Raw genomic sequence first — 18,718 nt, 5'->3', positions numbered from 1 at the left:
ATGGGGCGGGCCGCCGTGGCCGCTTTTCTGGGGGATGAACGACATGCGATTCGGGGACATGCTGCGCCAGGCGCGCACCGCTGCAGGACTGACGCAGGCGGAACTGGGAGACGGGGTGTACTCCCCCCATTTCATCTCGCTGCTCGAGCGCGGCCTGCGCCAGCCCACGCCCGAGATGGTGCAGCATCTCGCCGCGCGGCTCGGCATGGACGCCCTGACCCTGACCTGGTGGGTGGAACAGCCCCCCGCCGACGACCAGCCGGGCCTCGCCTCCGCCATGTTCGCCGCGAACTACGCGCGCGACATGCATGACAACTCCCTGGCCGCATCCGAGGCGGAACACGCGGCGGGTATCGCCTACGAGCAGCGGAACGCTCCGGCCTGGTGGGACATGTCCATGCTCCAGGCACAATCGTTGATCACCATGCGCCGGCTCGACGAGGCGGAGAACGTCCTGCGGTCCATGGACAGGTCGTCGCTGATGGTCGCCACGCCCGAGCTGCAGTCGCTCGTCCAGGGGCGCCTGTCCACCATCGCGCGGAGTGCAGGACGGCTGGCGGAAGGCGTGGAGCTCGCACGCCGGTCCGTGGAGCTTGCCGCCGAGCTCCCGGACCATGCCCCCGCCCGTCTGCACGCGGCCTTCATCCTCATCGCCGCGCTCTCCGTCAAGGGGGAGCTGGACGAGGCGTGGGAGGTGGCGACGAACCTGGACATCACCGAGGGAGCATCGCCCGCTCCGTCGCTCCTCATCGCCCGGGGGGCCTGGGCGATCGGCAACGTCGCCTTCCGCCGCGGGGAATCGGAGGTCGGCGAGAAGTACCATGCGCTCGCGAGCGAGCTGCTGCTGCCGCAGGCGGACCTGCAGGCCTGGGCCGACTTCCACCGCGCCAGCGCCAACTTCAAGCTGCTCGCCGGTCTCGTGGACGACTCCGTCCGCGAATCGCTGCGCAATGCGGATCTCGGGTTGCAGCTTGTCGGAACCCGGGAGGAACGGCTGGAACTCGCGCTCACGCAGGCCCGGCTCGCGCTCCTGACGGCTGACCTCGACGCCGCGGACGAGCTGCTGAAACGACTGATCGACCAGCGCGATCTGCTCGACTTCGAGTCCGAGACGGAGCTCGAGGAGAGCCTCGGCCTCTACTACGTGGCACGCGAATCCCCCCGGCAGGCGGCCCATCACCTGGCCGCTGCGGCGCGGCTGCACTCCGAAGCCGGTGCGGACGAGAAGGCCCGCGAGCTCACGGACCAGATCCGGGCCCTCTCCGACTGACCGGCCCCGCGACTCCCCCCACGCCGCCCTCGGTAGCCACCGGGCCGCGCTTCAGGGTCGTAGGACCGTCGACACAGGCCCTGCGTGGTCCTACCATGGCAGGTGCGCGAATGCCCCTGGGCATCAGGGCCGCGCTCGTCGGAAAGCGGCCCACCCGCCGCTTCTCGGTGCTGGGGCCGGTCACAGCGTCTCGTGATGAAACGCACCCCAAGGACATCCATCATGCAGGGTAGAAGCATGCCCATCGTGGCGGCGGCACTCGCCGTCGCCCTCCTGTCCACCGCCGGAGCCGCCACGGCGTCCCCCACGGTGACAATCTCCGCCCACAGAGGTGGGGCCGTGACGGCCGGTGACACGACCGAACTGGCCACCGGACTCGTCAGCCCGCTCCGCGTGGGGATCGGTCGCGACAACACCGCCTACGTCTCGCAGAACTTCGCCGGCCGACTCACCGGCGTGGACCGCAATAAAACCGCCACCACGCTGCTCACCCGTCCCGGCATCGAGATCGGCGGCGTGTCCATCGACAAGGGCCGCGTGTACTTCACCGAGAGTTCGGGCGGCCCGGGCAGCCCCGACCCGTTCGTCGCCAACGTCGGGGTCCTCGAGGACGGCGAGCAGCGCGAACTCGCCGACTTCGCCGCGCTCGAGACCGAGAACAACTACGACGCCGACAGCGAGTACGGGTTCCAGGAACTCCCCGAGGAGTGCGCGGCCCAGCTCCCCAAGGATCTGCTCCCCTTCCTGCTCCCGCACGGAGGCGAGGTCTACTCGCACCCCTATGCGACGGCGGCGTCCCACTCGGGGCGCTACGTGTACGTGGCGGACGCCGGGGCCAACGTCATCTGGACCGTGGACACGCGGCGCGAGACGGTCGACGCGACGGTCCTCGAGCCGGTGCCCACGCCGGTCACGCCTGAACTGCTCGTCTACCTCAAGGATCAGCAACAGATCGATCTGCCCGGGTGTGTCGTCGGCCTGACCTACAACTCCCAGCCCGTCCCCACGGACATCGAGTTCGGTCCGGACGGCCTGCTGTACCTGACGTCGCTGCCCGGGGCTCCGGAGGATCCGACGCTCGGGTCGGTGCGCAGCTTCGATCCCAGGTCGGGAGACGTCGAGCTCGTCGTCTCCGGCCTGACGTCGCCCACCGGGCTGGCCTTCGACCGCCGGGGCAATTTGTTCGTCGCCGAGCTCTTCGCCGACAGGATCTCGGTCATCGCGGCGGGGACCGAGGAGGCGGTGCCCTTCCGTGAGGTCGCCCGGCCCGCCGATGTGGAGGTCGACGGCAGGTACCTTTACGCGACCACCAACGCAATAGCGGGCAACCCCGGACCTGAAGCTCTCCCGACCGAGCCGCAGGGCACCCTCGAGCGCACACGGCTGGACTACGGCAGGAGGTAGGAAGAACGACGACGCCGCACCCGGTAGGGCGCGGCGTCGTCCTGTGCGTGGCGCCGCTCTCAGTGCCCGGGCCGGAAACGGCGGATGCTGTACACGATGAAGACGGCCGCGAGCACGCCGGACAGGGCGAGGCCCGGACCCACGCTCCAGCCGCCCGGGATCCACCACGTCGCGCTCAGGGGCCACCACCCCGGGGCCGGGGGTTGCACGCCCCACAGGACGCCGAGCAGCACGAGCACCAGGGCGCCCGAGAAGCTGAAGACGATGTTGGGGGTGGTCTTCACGCCCTGCGCCGCCCCGGCGAAGGCCTTCTCCTTGACCGGTCGGAGCCATCGCCGCGCCCACTCGTACTGCTGGGCCAGGACGGCGAGGCCGGCGACGAGCGCGAGCAGGCCCGGGCCCGGAAGGACGAGGGCGGCGAGGCCTACCAGCACCAGGAGCCAGCCGACCACCAGGCCGAGGACCCGACGGGCGCCCTGGGGCCTGGTCCGTCCGACGGAACTGGAGCCGTTCGCCCTCCTGCGGTGCCTAGGTCGATGCATTCGAATTATTCAGTAAGCTTGGCATTCCTCTATGATTGACAGCGATCGATGCCGGCGGCAAGGACCACGGCTGCGCATGCCGGGCTTGCCATACCGCCCGGCGCATGGCCGGCAGACAGTCCCGATCGGCAGGACCACATACTTCCCGCGCAGCGCGGGCCCTCAGAAGGAGATTCATCGTGTTCGGATTCATCATCGCCGGCCTCATCATCGGCGCACTCGCTCGACTCATCAAGCCCGGCAAGCAGAACCTCGGCCTGGTGGCCACGCTCCTGCTGGGGATCGTCGGTTCCCTCATCGGCGGCACCATCGCGAGCTTCGTCGGGACCGGACAGATCATGGAACTGAACGTGTTCGGTTTCATCGTCTCGGTCATCGCCGCCGTGCTCCTCATCGGCGTCGCCGAGAGCCTCTCGGGTCGCCGTCGCGTCACCCGCTGATTCCTCCCGCGCATGAACGAAGGGGCGGCTGCGGCCGCCCCTTCTTCGCGCCCGGCACTTGCCGGCCCGTCCGCTCGTTCACCCAGTACCCGTGCCCGCAGAACGTCCAGCTTGCGGGTGTAGCGTAGGTACCAGATGGGGCACAGATTCGTTCGGAAGGCTCAATCATGAACAAGAACTGGCGCTGGCTCCCCGCCGGCATCGTCCCGGTCGTCATCGTCACCGCAGCCGTGAGTGGTTCCGCGGTCGCCGAGGCCCAACCGCAGCTCCCCGCGAAGACCGCCCAGGAACTGCTCGAGTTCGTGGCCACGAGCACCGATGACGCGTACTCCGGTACCGTCGAGCAGTCCTCGGACCTCGGCCTCCCCGACATCAGCATGGCCACCCCTCCGGGTGCCACCTCGAGTTCCGACCCCACCTCCACCGCGCTCGAACTCCTGACCGCCGACCACACCGCCCAGGTCTACGTCGACGGGCCGGATCGGGCGCGCGTCCAGGTGCTCGACCAGCTGGCCCAGCGCGACGTCGTCGTCAACCAGGACGACGTCTGGTTCTACGACTCGAACACCAACGAGGCCACGCACGCCGTCCTGCCCGACCGTGAGTCCGCAAAGGCGGAGGTCGAGGCGAAGCTGCAGGAGAAGGCCGCCGAATACCCCGAGCTGCAGAACGTCCCCCGCACCCCGGCGGAGCTCGCCGAGGTGTTCCTCTCGACGATCGACCCGACCACCGAGGTGACCGTGGACGGCACCAGTCGCGTGGCCGGCCGCAGCGCGTACGAGCTGCTGCTGACCCCCGAGGACACCGCGACCCTGATCGGCTCCATCGCCGTCGCCGTGGACTCCGAGACCGGCGTCCCGCTCAGCGTCACCGTCCAGGCCAGGGGCCAGGAGGACGCCGCGTTCCAGGCCGGCTTCAGCGCCGTCGACTTCGGCACCCCCGACGCCGACATCTTCGCGTTCACGCCGCCCGCCGATGCCACGGTCACCGAGGCCCCGGTGGACGACGCGAGGGCCCGCATGGAAGCGAAGGACGCACCCGTCGCAACGGACGAGCCCGTGGTCCTCGGCGAAGGCTGGAGCACCATCGTGGAGCTGCCCGCCGGGACCGCCGCGAAGCTCGGGGTCATCCCGGGTGGCGGCGAGGCTGCCGGGATGGGCGACATCATGGACATCAAGCCCGGCATGGACCCGCAGGAGGTCGCGGGAGCCCAGGCGATGCTGAACCAGGCCCTCACCGAGGTCGAGGGCGGCAGCGCCCTGCAGACCTCCCTGGTCTCGGTGCTCGTCACCGACGACGGCCGCATCCTCGCGGGCGCCGTCGGCGTGGACCAGCTCGTCGCCGCAGCCCAGCGGTGACCGGCAGGAACCCCGCGGACCCCGCACGGCCGGTGCAGGTCCGCGGGTGAGTGCCGGCGGGCTCGCGATCGAGACGCGCGGACTGACCAAGGAGTTCGGCCGCCAGAAGGCCGTGAACAGCGTGGACCTCGCGGTCCCCCGCGGCACGGTGTTCGGCTTCCTCGGCCCCAACGGGTCCGGGAAGACCACCACCATCCGCGTGCTCCTCGGCCTCGCCGCGGCGTCCAGTGGCGAGGTCCGGCTGCTCGACGGCGACATGCCGAAGGACTCACGCACGGCCCTGCCACGCGTCGGCGCCCTCGTCGAGGGTCCCGCCATCTACCCGTTCCTCTCCGGGCGGGCGAACCTGCAGCGCTTCGACGCCGCCGACCGCCACACCTCCCCCGCCACCCGGAACCGGCGCGTGGACGCCGCCCTCGAGCGCGTGGGGCTGAGCCACGCGGCGAAGAAGCGGGCGCACGCCTACTCGCTCGGGATGAAGCAGCGCCTCGGTATCGCCAACGCGCTCCTCGCCCCCCGGGACCTGCTGATCCTCGACGAACCCACCAACGGCCTCGACCCGCAGGGCACCCGCGAGGTCCGCAGCCTCATCCGGTCCCTGTCCGAGGACGGCACCACCATCTTCGTCTCCAGCCACCTGCTCGCCGAGGTGGAGCAGATGTGCACCATGATCGCCGTCATGAGCGCGGGCAGGCTCGTGGCCCAGGGCTCCCTGGACGCACTCAGGGACGGCGGCACTGTCCGGGTCCGCGTCACCACACCGGACGTCACCGACGCCCGCCGGGTCCTCACCGGCCTCGGCCTCCGCCCCGAACCCCACGGACGCGACGACGTCGTCGCCGCCGAACTGGCCGTCCCCGGGCTCCTGCCCGAGGCGGTCAATGCCGCCCTGGTCCACGCCGACGTGCGGGTCCGCGGCTTCGAGGCCAGCGGTGCCTCGCTCGAGGACCGCTTCGTCGCACTCACCGGGGAGGGGTTCGACGTTGCGGGCTGAACGCTCCCTGGGCCTCTCGCTCGTCGTCTCCGAGATCACCGTCCTGTTCCGGCGGCTGCGCACCTGGGCGATGATCGGCGCACTCGCGCTGATCCCCATCCTCATCGCCGTCGTCGTCCGGGTCTCCTCGGACGGCTCGGCCAGCGGACGCGGCCCCGCGTTCCTCGACAGCATCACCCAGAACGGCCTGTTCGTCTCGCTCACGGCGCTGACCGTGGCCATCCCGCTGTTCCTGCCGCTGACCATCGGCGTCGTCGCGGGAGACACGATCGCCGGCGAGGCCAACCTCGGCACGCTCCGCTACCTGCTCGTCGCCCCGGCCGGGCGCATCCGGCTGCTGCTCGTGAAGTACGCGGGGGCGGCGCTGTTCTGCCTCGTCGCGACCCTCACGGTGGTGGTCACCGGCGCGATCATCGGGGCGCTGCTGTTCCCCGTGGGCCCGGTGACGCTCCTGTCGGGGGACACCGTGGGCATCGCCGGCTACTTCGGCCGGCTGCTGCTGCTCGCGCTGTACGTCACGGTGTCGCTCATGGGGCTCAGCGCCATCGGGCTGTTCATCTCCACCCTGACCACCATCCCCGTCGGCGCGATGGCCGCGACCGCCGCCCTGGCCGCCGTCGCGCAGATCCTCGGAGCGCTCCCCCAGCTCGAATGGCTGCACCCCTGGCTGTTCACCAACTACTGGCTGGGCTTCGCCGACTTCCTGCGGCAACCGATCGTGTGGAACAGCTTCCTCGACAACGCACTGCTGCAGCTCGGCTACATCGCCGTGTTCGGGAGCCTTGCCTACGGGCGGTTCAGTACGAAGGACATCCTGAGCTGAGGACCGGTCCACCGAATGGCCGCGCCGACTTAGTTTAGGCTACCCTTGCTTACAGAGGGCTGTGCTCTCCCGACGACTTCCCCCGCCTGAGATGAGACCCTGATGCACCCGCGCCCCCTGACGAAAACCCTCGTCGGCCTGACCGCCCTGACGTCGATCCTCACGGGTTGCAGCGCCATCGGCGGAGACTCGGCGGACCTCCAGATCTACTCGGCGCGGCACTACGACCTCGAGGGCGCGTTCGGGCAGTTCACCGAGGAGACCGGCATCACCGTCGAGTTCATCACCGGTGACGACGCCGAACTCCTCGAGCGCCTCAAGGCCGAGGGCGACGACACCCCCGCGGACGTCTTCATGACGGTCGACGCCGGCAACCTCTGGAACGGCGCACGCCAGGGCGAACTCGCCGCGATCGACTCCCCCGTGCTCGACGAGGCCGTCCCCGAGGACCTGCGCGACGCCGAGGGCCGCTGGTACGGGCTCGCCCTGCGCGCCCGCACCGTCACCTACAACCCCGCCGCCGTGGATCCCGCCGAGTTCGACGCGACCGAGACCTACGCGGGCCTCGCCGACCCGAAGTGGAAGGACCGCCTGTGCATGCGGGACGCCACCTCCGCCTACACGCAGTCCCTCGTGGCCAGCCTGATCGACCTCCACGGACGGGAGCGGGCCCTCGAGATCGTCGAGGGCTGGGTGGCCAACAACGTGGACATCCTGAGCAACGACATCCTGCTGCTCGAAGCGATCGACGCCGGCACGTGCGACGTCGGCATCAACAACCACTACTACCTGGCCCGGACCCTCGAGGAGAACCCCGACCTCGACGTGGACCTGTTCTGGGCGAGCCAGGAGGGTGCCGGCACGCATGTGAACATCTCCGGCGCGGGCGTGGTCGAGGGTTCCGACAGTGCGGAGGACGCACAGCGGCTCATCGAGTGGCTCGCCACCGACGGGCAGAACGCCTTCGTCGACGCCAACCACGAGTTCCCCGTCAACCCGACCGTCGAGCCCGAGCCTGTCATCGCCGCCTTCGGCGAGTTCACGCGCATGCCGCTCAACGCCGAGGCCTACGGGACGCTCAACGCCGACGCCGTCGACCTGCTCGCCGAGGCCGGATACAAGTGACGGACACGGCGGCGCTCGCCGAGCCGCGGCCGCCCCGCCGTCGTTACCGGACCTACGGCGTCGGCCGGCCGGCCTGGTCGACGCTCGTCGTCACGGTCGCCGTCGTCGTCGCCACGCCCGTCCTGGCGGTCGTCATCGACGGCCTCGGCAGCCTCGGCAGCACCGCCCCGCCGCGGGACCTCGTCCCCATGATCCTCACCACCATCGCCCTGATGCTGGGCGTCGGCGCCGGCGCACTGGTGGTGGGCGGCGGTCTGGCGTGGCTCGTCACCGCCTACCGGTTCCCGCTGCGGAACCTGCTGGTATGGCTGCTCGTCCTGCCGCTGGCCGTTCCGGCCTACGTCCTCGGGTTCATCTTCCTCTCCGTGTTCGACGTCGCCGGGCCCGTGCAGTCCCTCCTGCGGACCGTCTTCGGCACGGACGTGTGGGTGCCCGAGGTCCGCTCGCTGCCCGCCGCGATCCTCGTGATGACGCTGTCCCTCTACCCGTACGTCTACCTCATGGCGCGCTCGGCGCTGATCGAGCAGTCCTCCGGGACGTACGACGCCGCCCGCACCCTGGGCTCCACCCGCGGACGGGCCCTGCGGCGCGTGGTGCTGCCGCTCGCCCGGCCGTCCCTGGCCGCTGGACTGGCCCTGGTGATGATGGAGACGCTCACCGACTTCGCCACGGTGCAGTACTTCAACGTGCAGACCGTCTCGGTGGGCGTCTACCTCGTCTGGAAAGGCACCTTCGACTTCCACGCCGCGACGCAGCTCGCCGTCCTGGTCCTGCTGTTCGCCGTGGCCGTGCTGGCCGCCGAGAGGGCACTGCGGGGTCGTGCGCGCTACCACCAGCAGGGCGGACGCCGGCAGGGCTTCGAGCCGGAACGGCTGCGGGGCGCACGCGCCTGGGCCGCGACGGCGGCCTGCATGGCGGCCCTCTCCGCCGGGTTCCTCATCCCCGTGGCGCAGCTGCTGATCTGGGCGTTCGGGCAGATCGTCACCGACGCGTCCTTCCTCGCCGACCCGCGCTTCGCCGAATACCTGGCCAACAGCCTCCTGGTCGCAGCGGTCACCGCCCTCGCGTGCGTCGCCATCTCCCTGGGCGTCGGCCACGCGATCCGGATGGGCGGGGGCCGCATCGTGTCCTTCGCGGCGCAGCTGACCACGTTCGGGTACGCGGTGCCCGGCGCCGTCATCGGGATCGGTGTCCTGCTGTCCTTCGCCGCCCTCGACACCGCACTGGAGCGCGCCGGCGTCCCCGGGGGCACCGGGCTGATCGTCACCGGCTCGGTGGTCGGCATCCTCTACGCCTACGTGATCCGGTTCCTCGCCCCTGCCTACCAGTCCGTCGGCGCGAGCCTCGAGAAGATCAGCCCCACCGTCACGTCCTCCGCGCTGAGCCTCGGGGCCGGCCCGCGCCGCATCCTCCGCCGGGTGCATCTGCCCCTCGCCCGCCCCGGCGTGGCCGTCGCCCTCATGCTCGTGGTGATCGACGCCATCAAGGAACTGCCCATCGTGCTGCTCCTGCGGCCCTTCGGCTTCACCACGGCGTCGGTCTGGGTCTACGAGCTCGCCCGCGAGAACTTCTGGGAGAAGGCCTCCCTCCCGGCCCTCGTCATCGTGGCAGCGGCCATCATCCCCGTGTTCGTGCTCGTCCGCCAGACCCGCGGGCGCGAACTGCACCGGACCGCTTCCGGAAAGGAAGGACAGTGACGGCACAGATGCAGAGCGCGCCACCGGCCCATCCCGGCACGGCCGGAGCCCCTCCCGCCCTCACCCTCGAGGGGGTGACCAAGCGCTACGGCTCCGCCCGCGGCGTGGAGTCCCTGGACCTCTCCATCCCCGCGGGCGAACTCGTGACGCTGATCGGCCCCTCGGGATGCGGCAAGTCCACGACGCTGCGGCTCGTGGCAGGCCTGGAGCGGCCCGACGCCGGGCGGATCACCGTGGCCGGCGACGTCATCGCGGACAGGACCCGGTTCGTGAACCCGGAGAACCGCCGCGTAGGGCTCGTGTTCCAGGACCACGCACTCTTCCCGCACCTGACCGTCGCCCGGAACGTGGAATTCGGTCTGGACCGCCTGCCGCGCGGCGAGCGCCGCCAGCGCGTCGGCGACCTCCTGGACCTCGTCCAGCTGCCCCATCTCGCGGAGCGGTACCCGCACGAGCTCTCCGGCGGCGAGCAGCAGCGCGTGGCGCTCGCCCGGGCGCTGGCGCCGCGTCCCGCCGTCGTCCTCCTGGACGAGCCGTTCTCCAGCCTCGACGAGTCGCTGCGCGGCCAGGTGCGCCGTGACACCGTGGCGGCGCTGCGGGAGACCGGCACCACCGGAGTGCTCGTCACGCACGACCAGACGGAGGCGCTGTCCGTGGGGACCCGGGTGGTCGTCATGCACAACGGCGTGATCGAACAGGCCGACGTACCCGAGAAGGTCTTCGAGCAGCCCGCCACGCGCTTCGTCGCCTCCTTCATGGGTGACGCCGACTTCCTTCCGGCGCACGTGCACCGCGCCCTGCTGACCTGCGAGATCGGCGTCGTGTCGACGGTTCCGGGGTGGGCGGACAGCGATGTGGACGTCGACGTCGTCCTCCGGCCCCACGAGGTGGCCCTGCGCCCGGACCCGGACGCCACCGCCCGCGTCTCGGCCGTGGAGTACCACGGCGCGTTCGTGCTGCACCACGTGACGCTGGCCTCCGGGCGGACCCTCCGGTCCTGGCAACCCCACGACGTCCGCCACCCCGTCGGCACGCCGGTCATCGTGACCGTGGCCCCCGGCACCTCCCCCACGCTCCTCGTGGGCGACCGCGCCGTCACCACGCCGCCCCGCAACGCCCCGCGACCCCCCGCGGTCCCGTGAGCGTCGACCCGGACCTGTCCGCGGCCACGTTCACCGACCTCGCCCGCCACGGCGACCGGCCCGCGATCCTCACCGCCGACGGCGTGCTCTCGTACCGCGAGCTCGCGGCGCGGGTCGACGACGTCGTGGTGCGGCTGGGTACGGAGCGGCGGCTCGTCCTGCTCGCGGCCCGCAATGACACCGACACGCTCGTGGCCTACCTCGCGGCGGTCACGGCCGGCCACGCCCTGCTGCTCGTACCCGCGGACAAGCCGGCCGCCGTGGAGTCCCTCATGGCCGCCTACGATCCCGACGTGGTGCTCCGGACCGCCGGCGGGTCCCTCGACGTCGACGAGCGCCGGCCCGGCACCCGGCACCACCTGCACCCCGAGCTCGCACTGCTGCTCAGCACCTCGGGCTCCACCGGCTCGCCGAAACTGGTCCGGCTGTCCCGGACGAACCTCGAGGAGAACGCCCGGTCCATCGCCGCGTACCTGGGCATCGGCCCGGACGACCGCGCCGCCACCACCCTGCCCTTCTCCTACTGCTACGGCCTGTCCGTGATCAACAGCCATCTTGCCCGCGGGGCCGGGCTGGTGCTCACGGACCTGTCCGTCGTCGACCCCTGCTTCTGGGACCTGGTCCGCGAGCGCGGCGCCACTTCGTTCGCCGCCGTGCCCTACAGCTTCGACCTGCTGGACCGCGTGGGCTTCGCGGACATGGACCTGCCGAGCCTGCGCTACATCACGCAGGCCGGCGGGCGGCTTGCGCCGGAGAAGGTGCGGTCCTGGGCGGAGACCGGGCAGCGCCGGGGCTGGGACCTGTTCGTCATGTACGGGGCCACGGAGGCCACCTCACGGATGGCCTACCTGCCGCCGGATCTCGCGGCGGAGCACCCGGGGACCATCGGCGTGCCGATCCCCGGCGGCTCCTTCCGCATCGACCCCGTGGACGGCCTGCCGCACGGGGAACTGGTGTACTCCGGCCCGAACGTCATGCTCGGCTATGCCGAGAGCCCCGGGGACTTCGCCCTCGGCCGCGAGGTGCACGAACTGCGGACCGGCGACCTCGCCCGCCGGCACGCCAACGGGCTCTACGAGGTGGTGGGCCGCCGCAGCCGCTTCGTGAAGATCGCCGGCCTGCGCGTGGACCTCGGACAGGTGGAGCGGATCCTCGCCGACCTGGGTGCGGTCGCGGCCGTCGCCGGGTCCGACGACGACGGCCTGGTGATCGCGGTCGAGGGCGAGCACGACGGCGGCATGCTCGCGAAGGTCCTCGCCGTCGACCTCGGGCTGCCCCGGACCGCCGTCGGGCTGCACCTGGTGGAACGCCTGCCCCGGCTCGGCACCGGCAAGATCGACTACCCCGCCGTCCTCCGCCTCGCGGCCCCTGCGGTGGCCGCACCCGCGCCGGACGAGCGTCCCGGCCGGGCAGGCCCCGCCGACGTCCCGCGCATCTTCGCGGAGTGCCTGGACCGCCCGGACGTGCGTGACACTGACACGTTCGTCACGCTCGACGGCGATTCGCTCTCCTACGTGGCCCTGTCGGTCCGGCTGGAGGCGGCGCTCGGTCCGTTGCCCGCCGACTGGCACCTCCTGCCCGTCGGTGAGCTGGCCGGCCGCAGCACGCCCCGTCGCCGCCGTCGCCTCGTCTCCTTCCTGGAGCCGTCGATCGTGCTGCGGGCCGTCGCGACCGTCTGCATCGTCGCGGCCCACGTGGAGCTGTTCACGTTCCACACCGCGCACCTGCTCTTCGTGATCGCCGGCTTCAACTTCGCGCGGTTCCAGCTCACCGGGACGCGGTCCGCACGGCTGCGGCGCCACGCCAGGAGCCTCGCGAGGATCGTCGCGCCGTCCGTCGCGTTCATCGCGGTGGCCTACGTCCTCACGGACGACTACAGCCTGGCCAACATCGTCCTGCTCAACGGGATGGTGGGGCCGCAGGAGGTCACCAGCGAGTGGCACTTCTGGTTCGTCGAGATGCTCGTCTACGTGCTCGTCGCCGTCACGGCGCTGCTCGCCGTCCCCTGGCTGGACCGCCTCGAACGCCGCCTGCCGTTCACGTTCGCCCTGGGGCTCCTCGCGGTCACGCTGCTCAGCCGGTACGACATCGTGGATCCCGGCCTGCCCAAGCCCCTGCCCGTGTTCTGGCTCTTCATGCTCGGGTGGGCAGTCGCACGCGCGGACACCACGCGCCGTCGCCTGCTGGTGTCCGTCCTCGCCGCGCTGACCGTGCCGGGCTCCTTCGACGACCCGCTGCGCGAGGTGACCATCGTGGTGGGACTGCTGCTCATCACGTGGGTGCCGGCGCTGCCCGTGCCCTCGGTCCTCCGCCGGGTGACGGGCTGGCTCGCCGCCGCGTCGCTGTACATCTACCTGACACACTGGCTCGTCTACCCCGTGCTGATGCCCCTCGGGCCGGTCGTCGCGGTGGTCGGGTGCCTTCCCGTCGGGGTGGGCTACTGGGCGCTGTGCCGGTGGTTGCCGGCCGCCGTCACGCGGTGGCGGACGCGTACCATGCAGCGGTACTCGGTGACGGCGGGCGTCTCCGGGGCCTGAATCGCGTCAGACCCGTCGCCCACTGACCCGCGTCCTGCCGGCCGACGTCGCTCTCGCCGCCGGCCACAGCGCGTCCAGGGAGTGCAGCGCGTGCCGGCGCGCGATGGCGACGACGGCGGCCGCGCAGATCTCGGCGTCGCTCCCGGCATCGTGATGCCGGAAGGCGCCGAGGCCGAGGGCCTCCGCGACGTGCGGGAGCTTGTTCACCTCGAGGCCCAGGAGGCGGCGGGCGAGCGCGACGGAGCAGTGGAACGGATTCTCCGGCACGGCCAGCCCCGACTCCGCACACGCACCGCGCAGCACGGAACGGTCGAAGGGCGCGTTGTGGGCCACGAACGGGTCCTCCCCCGTGAAATCCATGATGCGCCGCAGGCTCTCCGGCCATCCCGGTGCCGTGCGGACGTCGGCGGGACGGATGCCGTGGACCGCGACGTTGATCGAAGAGAACTCGCCGACGGAGCGCGGTGGCTTGATCAGCCAGGACGCCGACTCGATGACGACGCCGTCCAGCACCCTCGCCAGGCCCACGGCGCACACCGAGCCACGCTTGCTGTTCGCGGTCTCGAAGTCGATCGCGGTGAAATTGAGACCGTGCACTGTTACTCCCTGTAGCTGCCGCCCCCGTTCCGGGGCCCCGGACAGCCTAGCCGTCATCGGCTCCTTCGCCCGCGAGCGCTCCGCTGCGGCCTGCGGAAACGCTGACGGAATCCTGCAGCGATCCGGCGCGTGGGCGGGACCCGGCGTCGGGGCGCGGCCGATAGGTTGAGGATGATCGGGCGGGGCTCAGCCCGCCGGATCACTGAGGCGTGAGCGAAGCGGTAGGCGGACAGGGACCAGATGAGCACGAGGACGACGCGATGAGTGCTGCCGAGCCGCTGGAGAGCGATGTCCGCTACACCGAGCCGGAGGGCCTGGGGCTGCTGCGGCGGCGTGCCCCGGGACAGTCCGTGATGGAGGAACTGCTCGAGGTCCGCGGTCACCGCGACCCCCGGGGCCCTGTCGCCCGGGCGTTCGGCCTTCACCTGCTCGACGCCGCGAGCCGCCCCTGGTACTGGGGCGCACTCGGCGAGCGCGCGGTGGGACGCACCCTCGCCGCGCTGGGGCCGGAGTGGACGGTCCTGCACGCCGTACCGGTCGGCGAGAGATCGGCCGACATCGACCACGTGGTGATCGGCCCCACGGGCGTCTTCGTCCTCAACACCAAGCGGCATCCGGGTCAGAGGATCTGGACGGCGAAGGGCACCTTCATGGTCGCCGGGACGCGGCACCCCTACATCAGGAACTCGGACCACGAGGCGGCCCGGGCCGGGAAGCTGCTCTCGGCGGCCGTCCGCCAGTCGGTCACCGCGGAGGCAGCGATCGTCGTCGTCGGCGCGCAGCAGGTCACCGTGAAGGAGAAGCACAGGTCCGTCACGGTGCTCACCGAGAGCCAGCTGCTGCGTTGGCTCACGCGACGACCCGTCGTCCACACGCCACAGCAGGTCGCCCTGCTGGCGGCGGCCGCCGCGCAGCCCTCGACCTGGCGGCGCACACCATCGGCGCTCCGCGATCCCGTGGAGGTCGCCCGATCCTTCGACGGGCTGCACCGGCTGGTGGAACAGGCACGACGACGGCGGATCTGCTGGCTGCTCGCGGTGCCCGCGACGGTCCTCGCGTCGGCCGTGGGCGTCCTGCCGTTCTGACCCCGACCTGGAAGTCCTTCCGTGCTGCACTTTCCCTCGATGAACACCGCCGCCCACACGCCGGCTCCGCATGACGCCAAGATTCCGGCTGCGGACCACCTCAGGGGGCACGTGACGCGCCTCGTACCGGCCTCCACGCCGAGCTCGGAGCACCTTCGGGACGCTTTTCTCGCTGCACTGCAGGATGGCCAGTTGCGGTCGAGCGGGGTACACATCGGACTGTTCGGCTCACTCGTGGGCCAGCACCTGAGCGGCGGCGTGAAGCTGTCCGATCTCGCCCCCGGTGGATTGAGCAAGTGGTGCCATGCCCAGGCCGAAGGCGCAGGAATGCAGCTGACCAAAGATCCCCACGATCCCTCCGTCGTCAGATGGACACGGAGGACCAACCAGCAGAAGGAATCCGCATGAACCACATCGTCCACGACCGGCCGGAGCAACTCCAGATGATCCTGTCAGGGCTCCTGCAAGGGGAACAGGCCGTTGCTGTCTACGACTGCATCGGAGTCGGAACAGGCTTCATCGGACTCACCAACCAGCGTGTCATCCTGCAGGACAAGAGCTTCGTGGGAAACAAGGTGGCGCTGACGTCCCTGCCGTATCGGAACATCCAGGCGGTATCGATGCTGACCAACAAGTCCATGCTCGGGAAGTTCGCGTCCAGCTCCTCGATCGCCGTCTCCGCGGGATCGAAAGCCTTCGAAGCCGACTTCCGAGGTGACGAAAAGGCCAAGCACGCCCACGACGTCATCCTGTGGCACCTCATCAACCGCTGACCAGCTGCACAAGGAGGGGAACACCCATCCCGCAGGAATCGGGAACGGGTGTTCCGCCTACTTCTTGCGGACCTTCTTGAGCGCATCAGCTGCCTGGCGGTAGATGCGCTGCGCCTCGGGACTTGTGACCGCCTGGTAGACCTTCTTGCCATCGTCAGAAGCCTCCGACGCCTACAGGTCCGGCGCCCGCTTCGCCCAGCCCGTCGCCTGCTCGAATGCGTACGCCACCTGCAGCAGTTCGATATCGCTGCCGTGCGGCATCACGATCTGCAGCCCCACCGGCAGGCCGTCCGCACTGAACCCGGCCGGCACCGACACCGCGGGCAGCCCGGTCGCGGAGATCAGGCAGGCCGCACGCATCCAGTCGAGGTAGGTCTCGAACGCGACACCGTTGAGCGAGGTCGGATACCGCTCGGCGGCGTCGAACGGGAGGACCTGCGCAGCAGGACTCACGAACACGTCGTACTGCCCGAAGTAGCGGCGCACGCTGGTGTCGAGGCGGGTCCGGGCGAGCGCGGCGTCGACCAGGTCCTGAGCCGTCAGCCGCTGCCCCTGCTCCACGTTCCAGCGGATCTCGGGCTTGATGGCGTCCCCGTGCTTCGCGACGAGGCCGCCCAGGCTGAGCACGAAGTCGAAGGCCCGCGTGGTCCCGAACACCTGGTCGGCGTCGCGCAGGTCCGGCGCTGCCTCCTCGACGATCGCACCCAGCTGCTCGAAGACCCGCAGCTCTCGCTCGAGGACCCGCAGCACCTCGGCGTCCACGGGCACGCCGAGCCCGAAGTCCGGCGACCAGCCGATCCGCAGACCGGTCAGGTCCCGGTGCAGCCCGACGCCGAAGGAGCCCTGCACGGGGTAGGCGTACGGGACCGCGGGATCGGCTCCCGCGATCGCCGTCATGCCCAACGCGATGTCCTCGACGTCGCGCGCCATCAGCCCGCCGCGGCTCAGCCAGGCCCAGGCGTTGCGCGTAGGCACGGACGGGACGACGCCGATCGACGGCCGGTAGCCGACCACGTTGCAGAACGACGCCGGGACGCGCAGCGAGCCGCCCATGTCGCTGCCGTCGCCCAGCGGCTGGATCCGGGCCGCGATCGCCGCCGCCACTCCCCCGCTGCTGCCGCCGGCGCTGCGGCTTGTGTCGTACGGGTTGACCGTGGTCCCGAACACCTCGTTGAAGGTGTGCGATCCGGCGGCGAACTCCGGCACGTTCGTCTTGCCCGTCGTGACCACGCCGGCGCTCTTCAGTCGCCCAATGATCAGGTCGTCGAACGTCGGCACGACATCCCTGAAGATCGTGGAGCCCTGCGTGGTGCGCAGACCCCGCGTGTTGTGCGTGTCCTTGTGGGTCATCGGCAGGCCGTGCAGCGGCGGCAGGTCTGCGCCCGACGCCGTCAGCTCGTCGGCCGCGGCGGCGAGCACGACGGCGCCCTCCCGGTCCTCGGTGATCACCGCGTTGATGCGGCCGTTGACGGCGTCGATGCGGTCGAAGTGCGCCTCGAGCGCCTCCCGCGCGGACACGTCACGACGGCGGATGGCCGCCGTCAGGTCGCCGGCGGACAACTCGTGCAGCGCACCGCTCATGCCGTCGTCCCCACCTTCGAGAGCAGCGCCGTCATGGCGGCCAGCACGCCGGTGGTCAGGGTCGGCTCGATGGCCGGTGCGAAGAACGGCGAGTGGTTGCCCGGCACAGGATCGTCGCCGTCGAGCAGGCCCTGCGGGTGCCCACCGAAGAACCAGTAGACGCTCGGCACGCCGATGGCCTCGGCGAGAAGTCCGAAGTCCTCGCTGCCCATCACGGGCGGGGACTCGATGACGGCGTCCTCGCCGAGCACCTCGCCCAGCGCGGCCATGACGTCCTCCGTGGAGGAGGGGTCGTTGTAGCACTGCGGGAAGCTGCTGATCTCGTCGATCACGGGCTCCGGCGCCCCCGACGCGGCAGCCTCGGCGCTGATGATGCGCCGCAGCGAGCCGAGCACGCGCTCCCGCACGTCGACGTCGAACGTGCGCACGTTGACGGTGAACTCGGCCGACGCCGGGATGATGTTCTCCTTCAGTCCCCCGTGGAACGTACCGATGGTGACGACCGCCGACTTCATCGGGTGCACCTCGCGGGCCACGATCGTCTGGATCCGGACCACCATGTGCGCGCCGAGCACGATCGGGTCGATCGACTGGTCCGGCTGCGAGCCGTGCGCCTGCTGGCCGTGGACGGTGACCTTCCAGGAGTCGGCCATTGCCATGGCCGTGCCTTTGCTGATGTTCACGGTGCCGGCGAGGCCCGGCCACACGTGCTGCCCGTAGATGATCGACGGCATGGGCGCCTTGTCCCACAGACCGTCCTCCACCATGGCTTCGGCGCCCTCGCCGGTCTCCTCACCGGGCTGGAAGACGAAGACCACCGTGCCGGACCAGGCGTCTCGGTGCTCCGTGAGCAGCTGTGCAACAGTGAGGCCCACGGTCACGTGGGTGTCGTGGCCGCAGCCGTGCATCACGGGGACCTCGGTGCCGTCGGCGAGGTGGCCCGACGTCGTGCTCGCGTAGTCCAGGCCGGTGTCCTCGGCGATGGGCAGACCGTCGGTGTCGGCACGGTAGCCGACCACGGGTCCGTCGCCGTTGCGCAGCACCCCGACGACGCCGGTCCCGCCGCACATGAACGCCTCGAGCCCGAGGTGGTTCAGCTTCTCGAGGATGAACGCGGCCGTGTGCGTCTCCTGCATGGACAGCTCGGGGTGGGCGTGGAGGTGCCGGTACAGCTCATGCATGGCAGTGGTGTGGGCGTCGGAGAGGCCGAGGACGGCGGTGTCGATGGTCATGGTGTCCTTCCGGGAAGCGGGTAGGGCTTGTCCCGAGTACATCAGGTGTGACGGACACAACGCGAGCACACCTGCTCGAGTCCCGACGAACAAACCGATAAGGCGAGGGGAAGAAGCG

Annotated in this window: 17 protein-coding genes; 13 read left to right on the top strand and 4 right to left on the bottom strand. The window is 70.7% G+C overall.

Annotated features, from left to right (window positions below; translation table 11 throughout):
- Positions 1–43 precede the first annotated feature (43 nt).
- Together MWM45_RS03995 and MWM45_RS03990 are read left to right on the top strand one after the other, a co-directional pair.
- Entirely contained in the window at positions 44–1,270 is a 1,227-nt protein-coding gene (locus MWM45_RS03995) for a helix-turn-helix domain-containing protein (RefSeq protein WP_247828335.1), read from the top strand.
- Positions 1,271–1,492: 222 nt separating this feature from the next.
- Complete coding sequence (locus MWM45_RS03990; protein ID WP_247828334.1) at positions 1,493–2,674, top strand: ScyD/ScyE family protein; 1,182 nt, start codon at positions 1,493–1,495, stop codon at positions 2,672–2,674.
- Between the two features lie 59 nt (positions 2,675–2,733).
- Here the strand turns inward: MWM45_RS03990 and MWM45_RS03985 are convergent, their stop codons facing one another.
- Positions 2,734–3,216 carry a PGPGW domain-containing protein gene (locus tag MWM45_RS03985; RefSeq protein WP_247828333.1) on the bottom strand — a complete coding sequence of 161 codons (483 nt, stop codon included), beginning with the start codon at positions 3,214–3,216 and terminating at the stop codon, positions 2,734–2,736.
- A gap of 179 nt (positions 3,217–3,395) precedes the next feature.
- Between MWM45_RS03985 and MWM45_RS03980 the strand changes: the two genes are divergently transcribed.
- From MWM45_RS03980 to MWM45_RS03945, 8 genes are all read left to right on the top strand, one after another.
- On the top strand, positions 3,396–3,656 hold the full coding sequence (locus MWM45_RS03980; protein WP_043444237.1) for a GlsB/YeaQ/YmgE family stress response membrane protein: 261 nt from the start codon (positions 3,396–3,398) through the stop codon (positions 3,654–3,656).
- A gap of 167 nt (positions 3,657–3,823) precedes the next feature.
- The gene (locus MWM45_RS03975) at positions 3,824–5,014 is read left to right on the top strand and encodes a LolA family protein (protein ID WP_247828332.1); all 1,191 of its coding nucleotides are present in this window, start codon (positions 3,824–3,826) and stop codon (positions 5,012–5,014) included.
- A gap of 46 nt (positions 5,015–5,060) precedes the next feature.
- Positions 5,061–6,008 (top strand): ABC transporter ATP-binding protein, encoded by a 948-nt coding sequence (locus MWM45_RS03970; protein WP_247828331.1) that lies wholly within the window; start codon positions 5,061–5,063, stop codon positions 6,006–6,008.
- Complete coding sequence (locus tag MWM45_RS03965) at positions 5,998–6,831, top strand: ABC transporter permease (protein ID WP_247828330.1); 834 nt, start codon at positions 5,998–6,000, stop codon at positions 6,829–6,831. The genes MWM45_RS03970 and MWM45_RS03965 overlap by 11 nt, the downstream gene beginning before the upstream one ends.
- A 102-nt stretch (positions 6,832–6,933) precedes the next feature.
- On the top strand, positions 6,934–7,956 hold the full coding sequence (locus tag MWM45_RS03960; RefSeq protein WP_247828329.1) for an extracellular solute-binding protein: 1,023 nt from the start codon (positions 6,934–6,936) through the stop codon (positions 7,954–7,956).
- A complete protein-coding gene (locus MWM45_RS03955; RefSeq protein ID WP_247828328.1) occupies positions 7,953–9,653 on the top strand; it encodes an ABC transporter permease in 1,701 nt (566 codons plus the stop codon). Before MWM45_RS03960 ends, MWM45_RS03955 begins: the two co-directional genes overlap by 4 nt.
- Positions 9,650–10,795, top strand: a complete 1,146-nt coding sequence (locus MWM45_RS03950) for an ABC transporter ATP-binding protein (protein WP_247828327.1) — start codon at positions 9,650–9,652, stop codon at positions 10,793–10,795. The genes MWM45_RS03955 and MWM45_RS03950 overlap by 4 nt, the downstream gene beginning before the upstream one ends.
- On the top strand, positions 10,792–13,332 hold the full coding sequence (locus MWM45_RS03945) for an AMP-binding protein (protein WP_247828326.1): 2,541 nt from the start codon (positions 10,792–10,794) through the stop codon (positions 13,330–13,332). The genes MWM45_RS03950 and MWM45_RS03945 overlap by 4 nt, the downstream gene beginning before the upstream one ends.
- Positions 13,333–13,338: 6 nt before the next feature.
- Here MWM45_RS03945 and MWM45_RS03940 read toward each other — a convergent pair whose 3' ends face one another.
- Positions 13,339–13,929 carry a 3'-5' exonuclease gene (locus MWM45_RS03940; RefSeq protein ID WP_247828325.1) on the bottom strand — a complete coding sequence of 197 codons (591 nt, stop codon included), beginning with the start codon at positions 13,927–13,929 and terminating at the stop codon, positions 13,339–13,341.
- Between the two features lie 260 nt (positions 13,930–14,189).
- On the opposite strand from MWM45_RS03940, the gene MWM45_RS03935 reads away from it, so the two are divergent.
- The 3 genes from MWM45_RS03935 to MWM45_RS03925 are packed head-to-tail and all read left to right on the top strand — an operon-like array spanning position 14,190 to position 15,787.
- Positions 14,190–15,014, top strand: coding sequence for a nuclease-related domain-containing protein (locus tag MWM45_RS03935; protein WP_247828324.1), 825 nt, complete (start codon positions 14,190–14,192; stop codon positions 15,012–15,014).
- 39 nt (positions 15,015–15,053) lie between these two features.
- The gene (locus tag MWM45_RS03930; RefSeq protein WP_247828323.1) at positions 15,054–15,422 is read left to right on the top strand and encodes a hypothetical protein; all 369 of its coding nucleotides are present in this window, start codon (positions 15,054–15,056) and stop codon (positions 15,420–15,422) included.
- Positions 15,419–15,787 carry a PH domain-containing protein gene (locus MWM45_RS03925; RefSeq protein ID WP_247828322.1) on the top strand — a complete coding sequence of 123 codons (369 nt, stop codon included), beginning with the start codon at positions 15,419–15,421 and terminating at the stop codon, positions 15,785–15,787. The genes MWM45_RS03930 and MWM45_RS03925 overlap by 4 nt, the downstream gene beginning before the upstream one ends.
- Before the next feature lie 171 nt (positions 15,788–15,958).
- On the opposite strand, the gene MWM45_RS03920 is transcribed toward MWM45_RS03925, so the two are convergent.
- Together MWM45_RS03920 and MWM45_RS03915 are read right to left on the bottom strand one after the other, a co-directional pair.
- On the bottom strand, positions 15,959–17,368 hold the full coding sequence (locus tag MWM45_RS03920; protein WP_247828321.1) for an amidase: 1,410 nt from the start codon (positions 17,366–17,368) through the stop codon (positions 15,959–15,961).
- Positions 17,365–18,600 (bottom strand): amidohydrolase, encoded by a 1,236-nt coding sequence (locus MWM45_RS03915; protein WP_247828320.1) that lies wholly within the window; start codon positions 18,598–18,600, stop codon positions 17,365–17,367. The genes MWM45_RS03920 and MWM45_RS03915 overlap by 4 nt, the downstream gene beginning before the upstream one ends.
- Positions 18,601–18,718 lie beyond the last annotated feature (118 nt).

The organism is Arthrobacter antioxidans, assembly GCF_023100725.1.
In the GTDB taxonomy this organism is placed as follows: Bacteria; Actinomycetota; Actinomycetes; order Actinomycetales; family Micrococcaceae; genus Arthrobacter_D; species Arthrobacter_D antioxidans.
The sequence above is the reverse complement of the archived record's forward strand: the minus strand, read 5'-3'. Positions and strand labels throughout refer to the sequence as shown.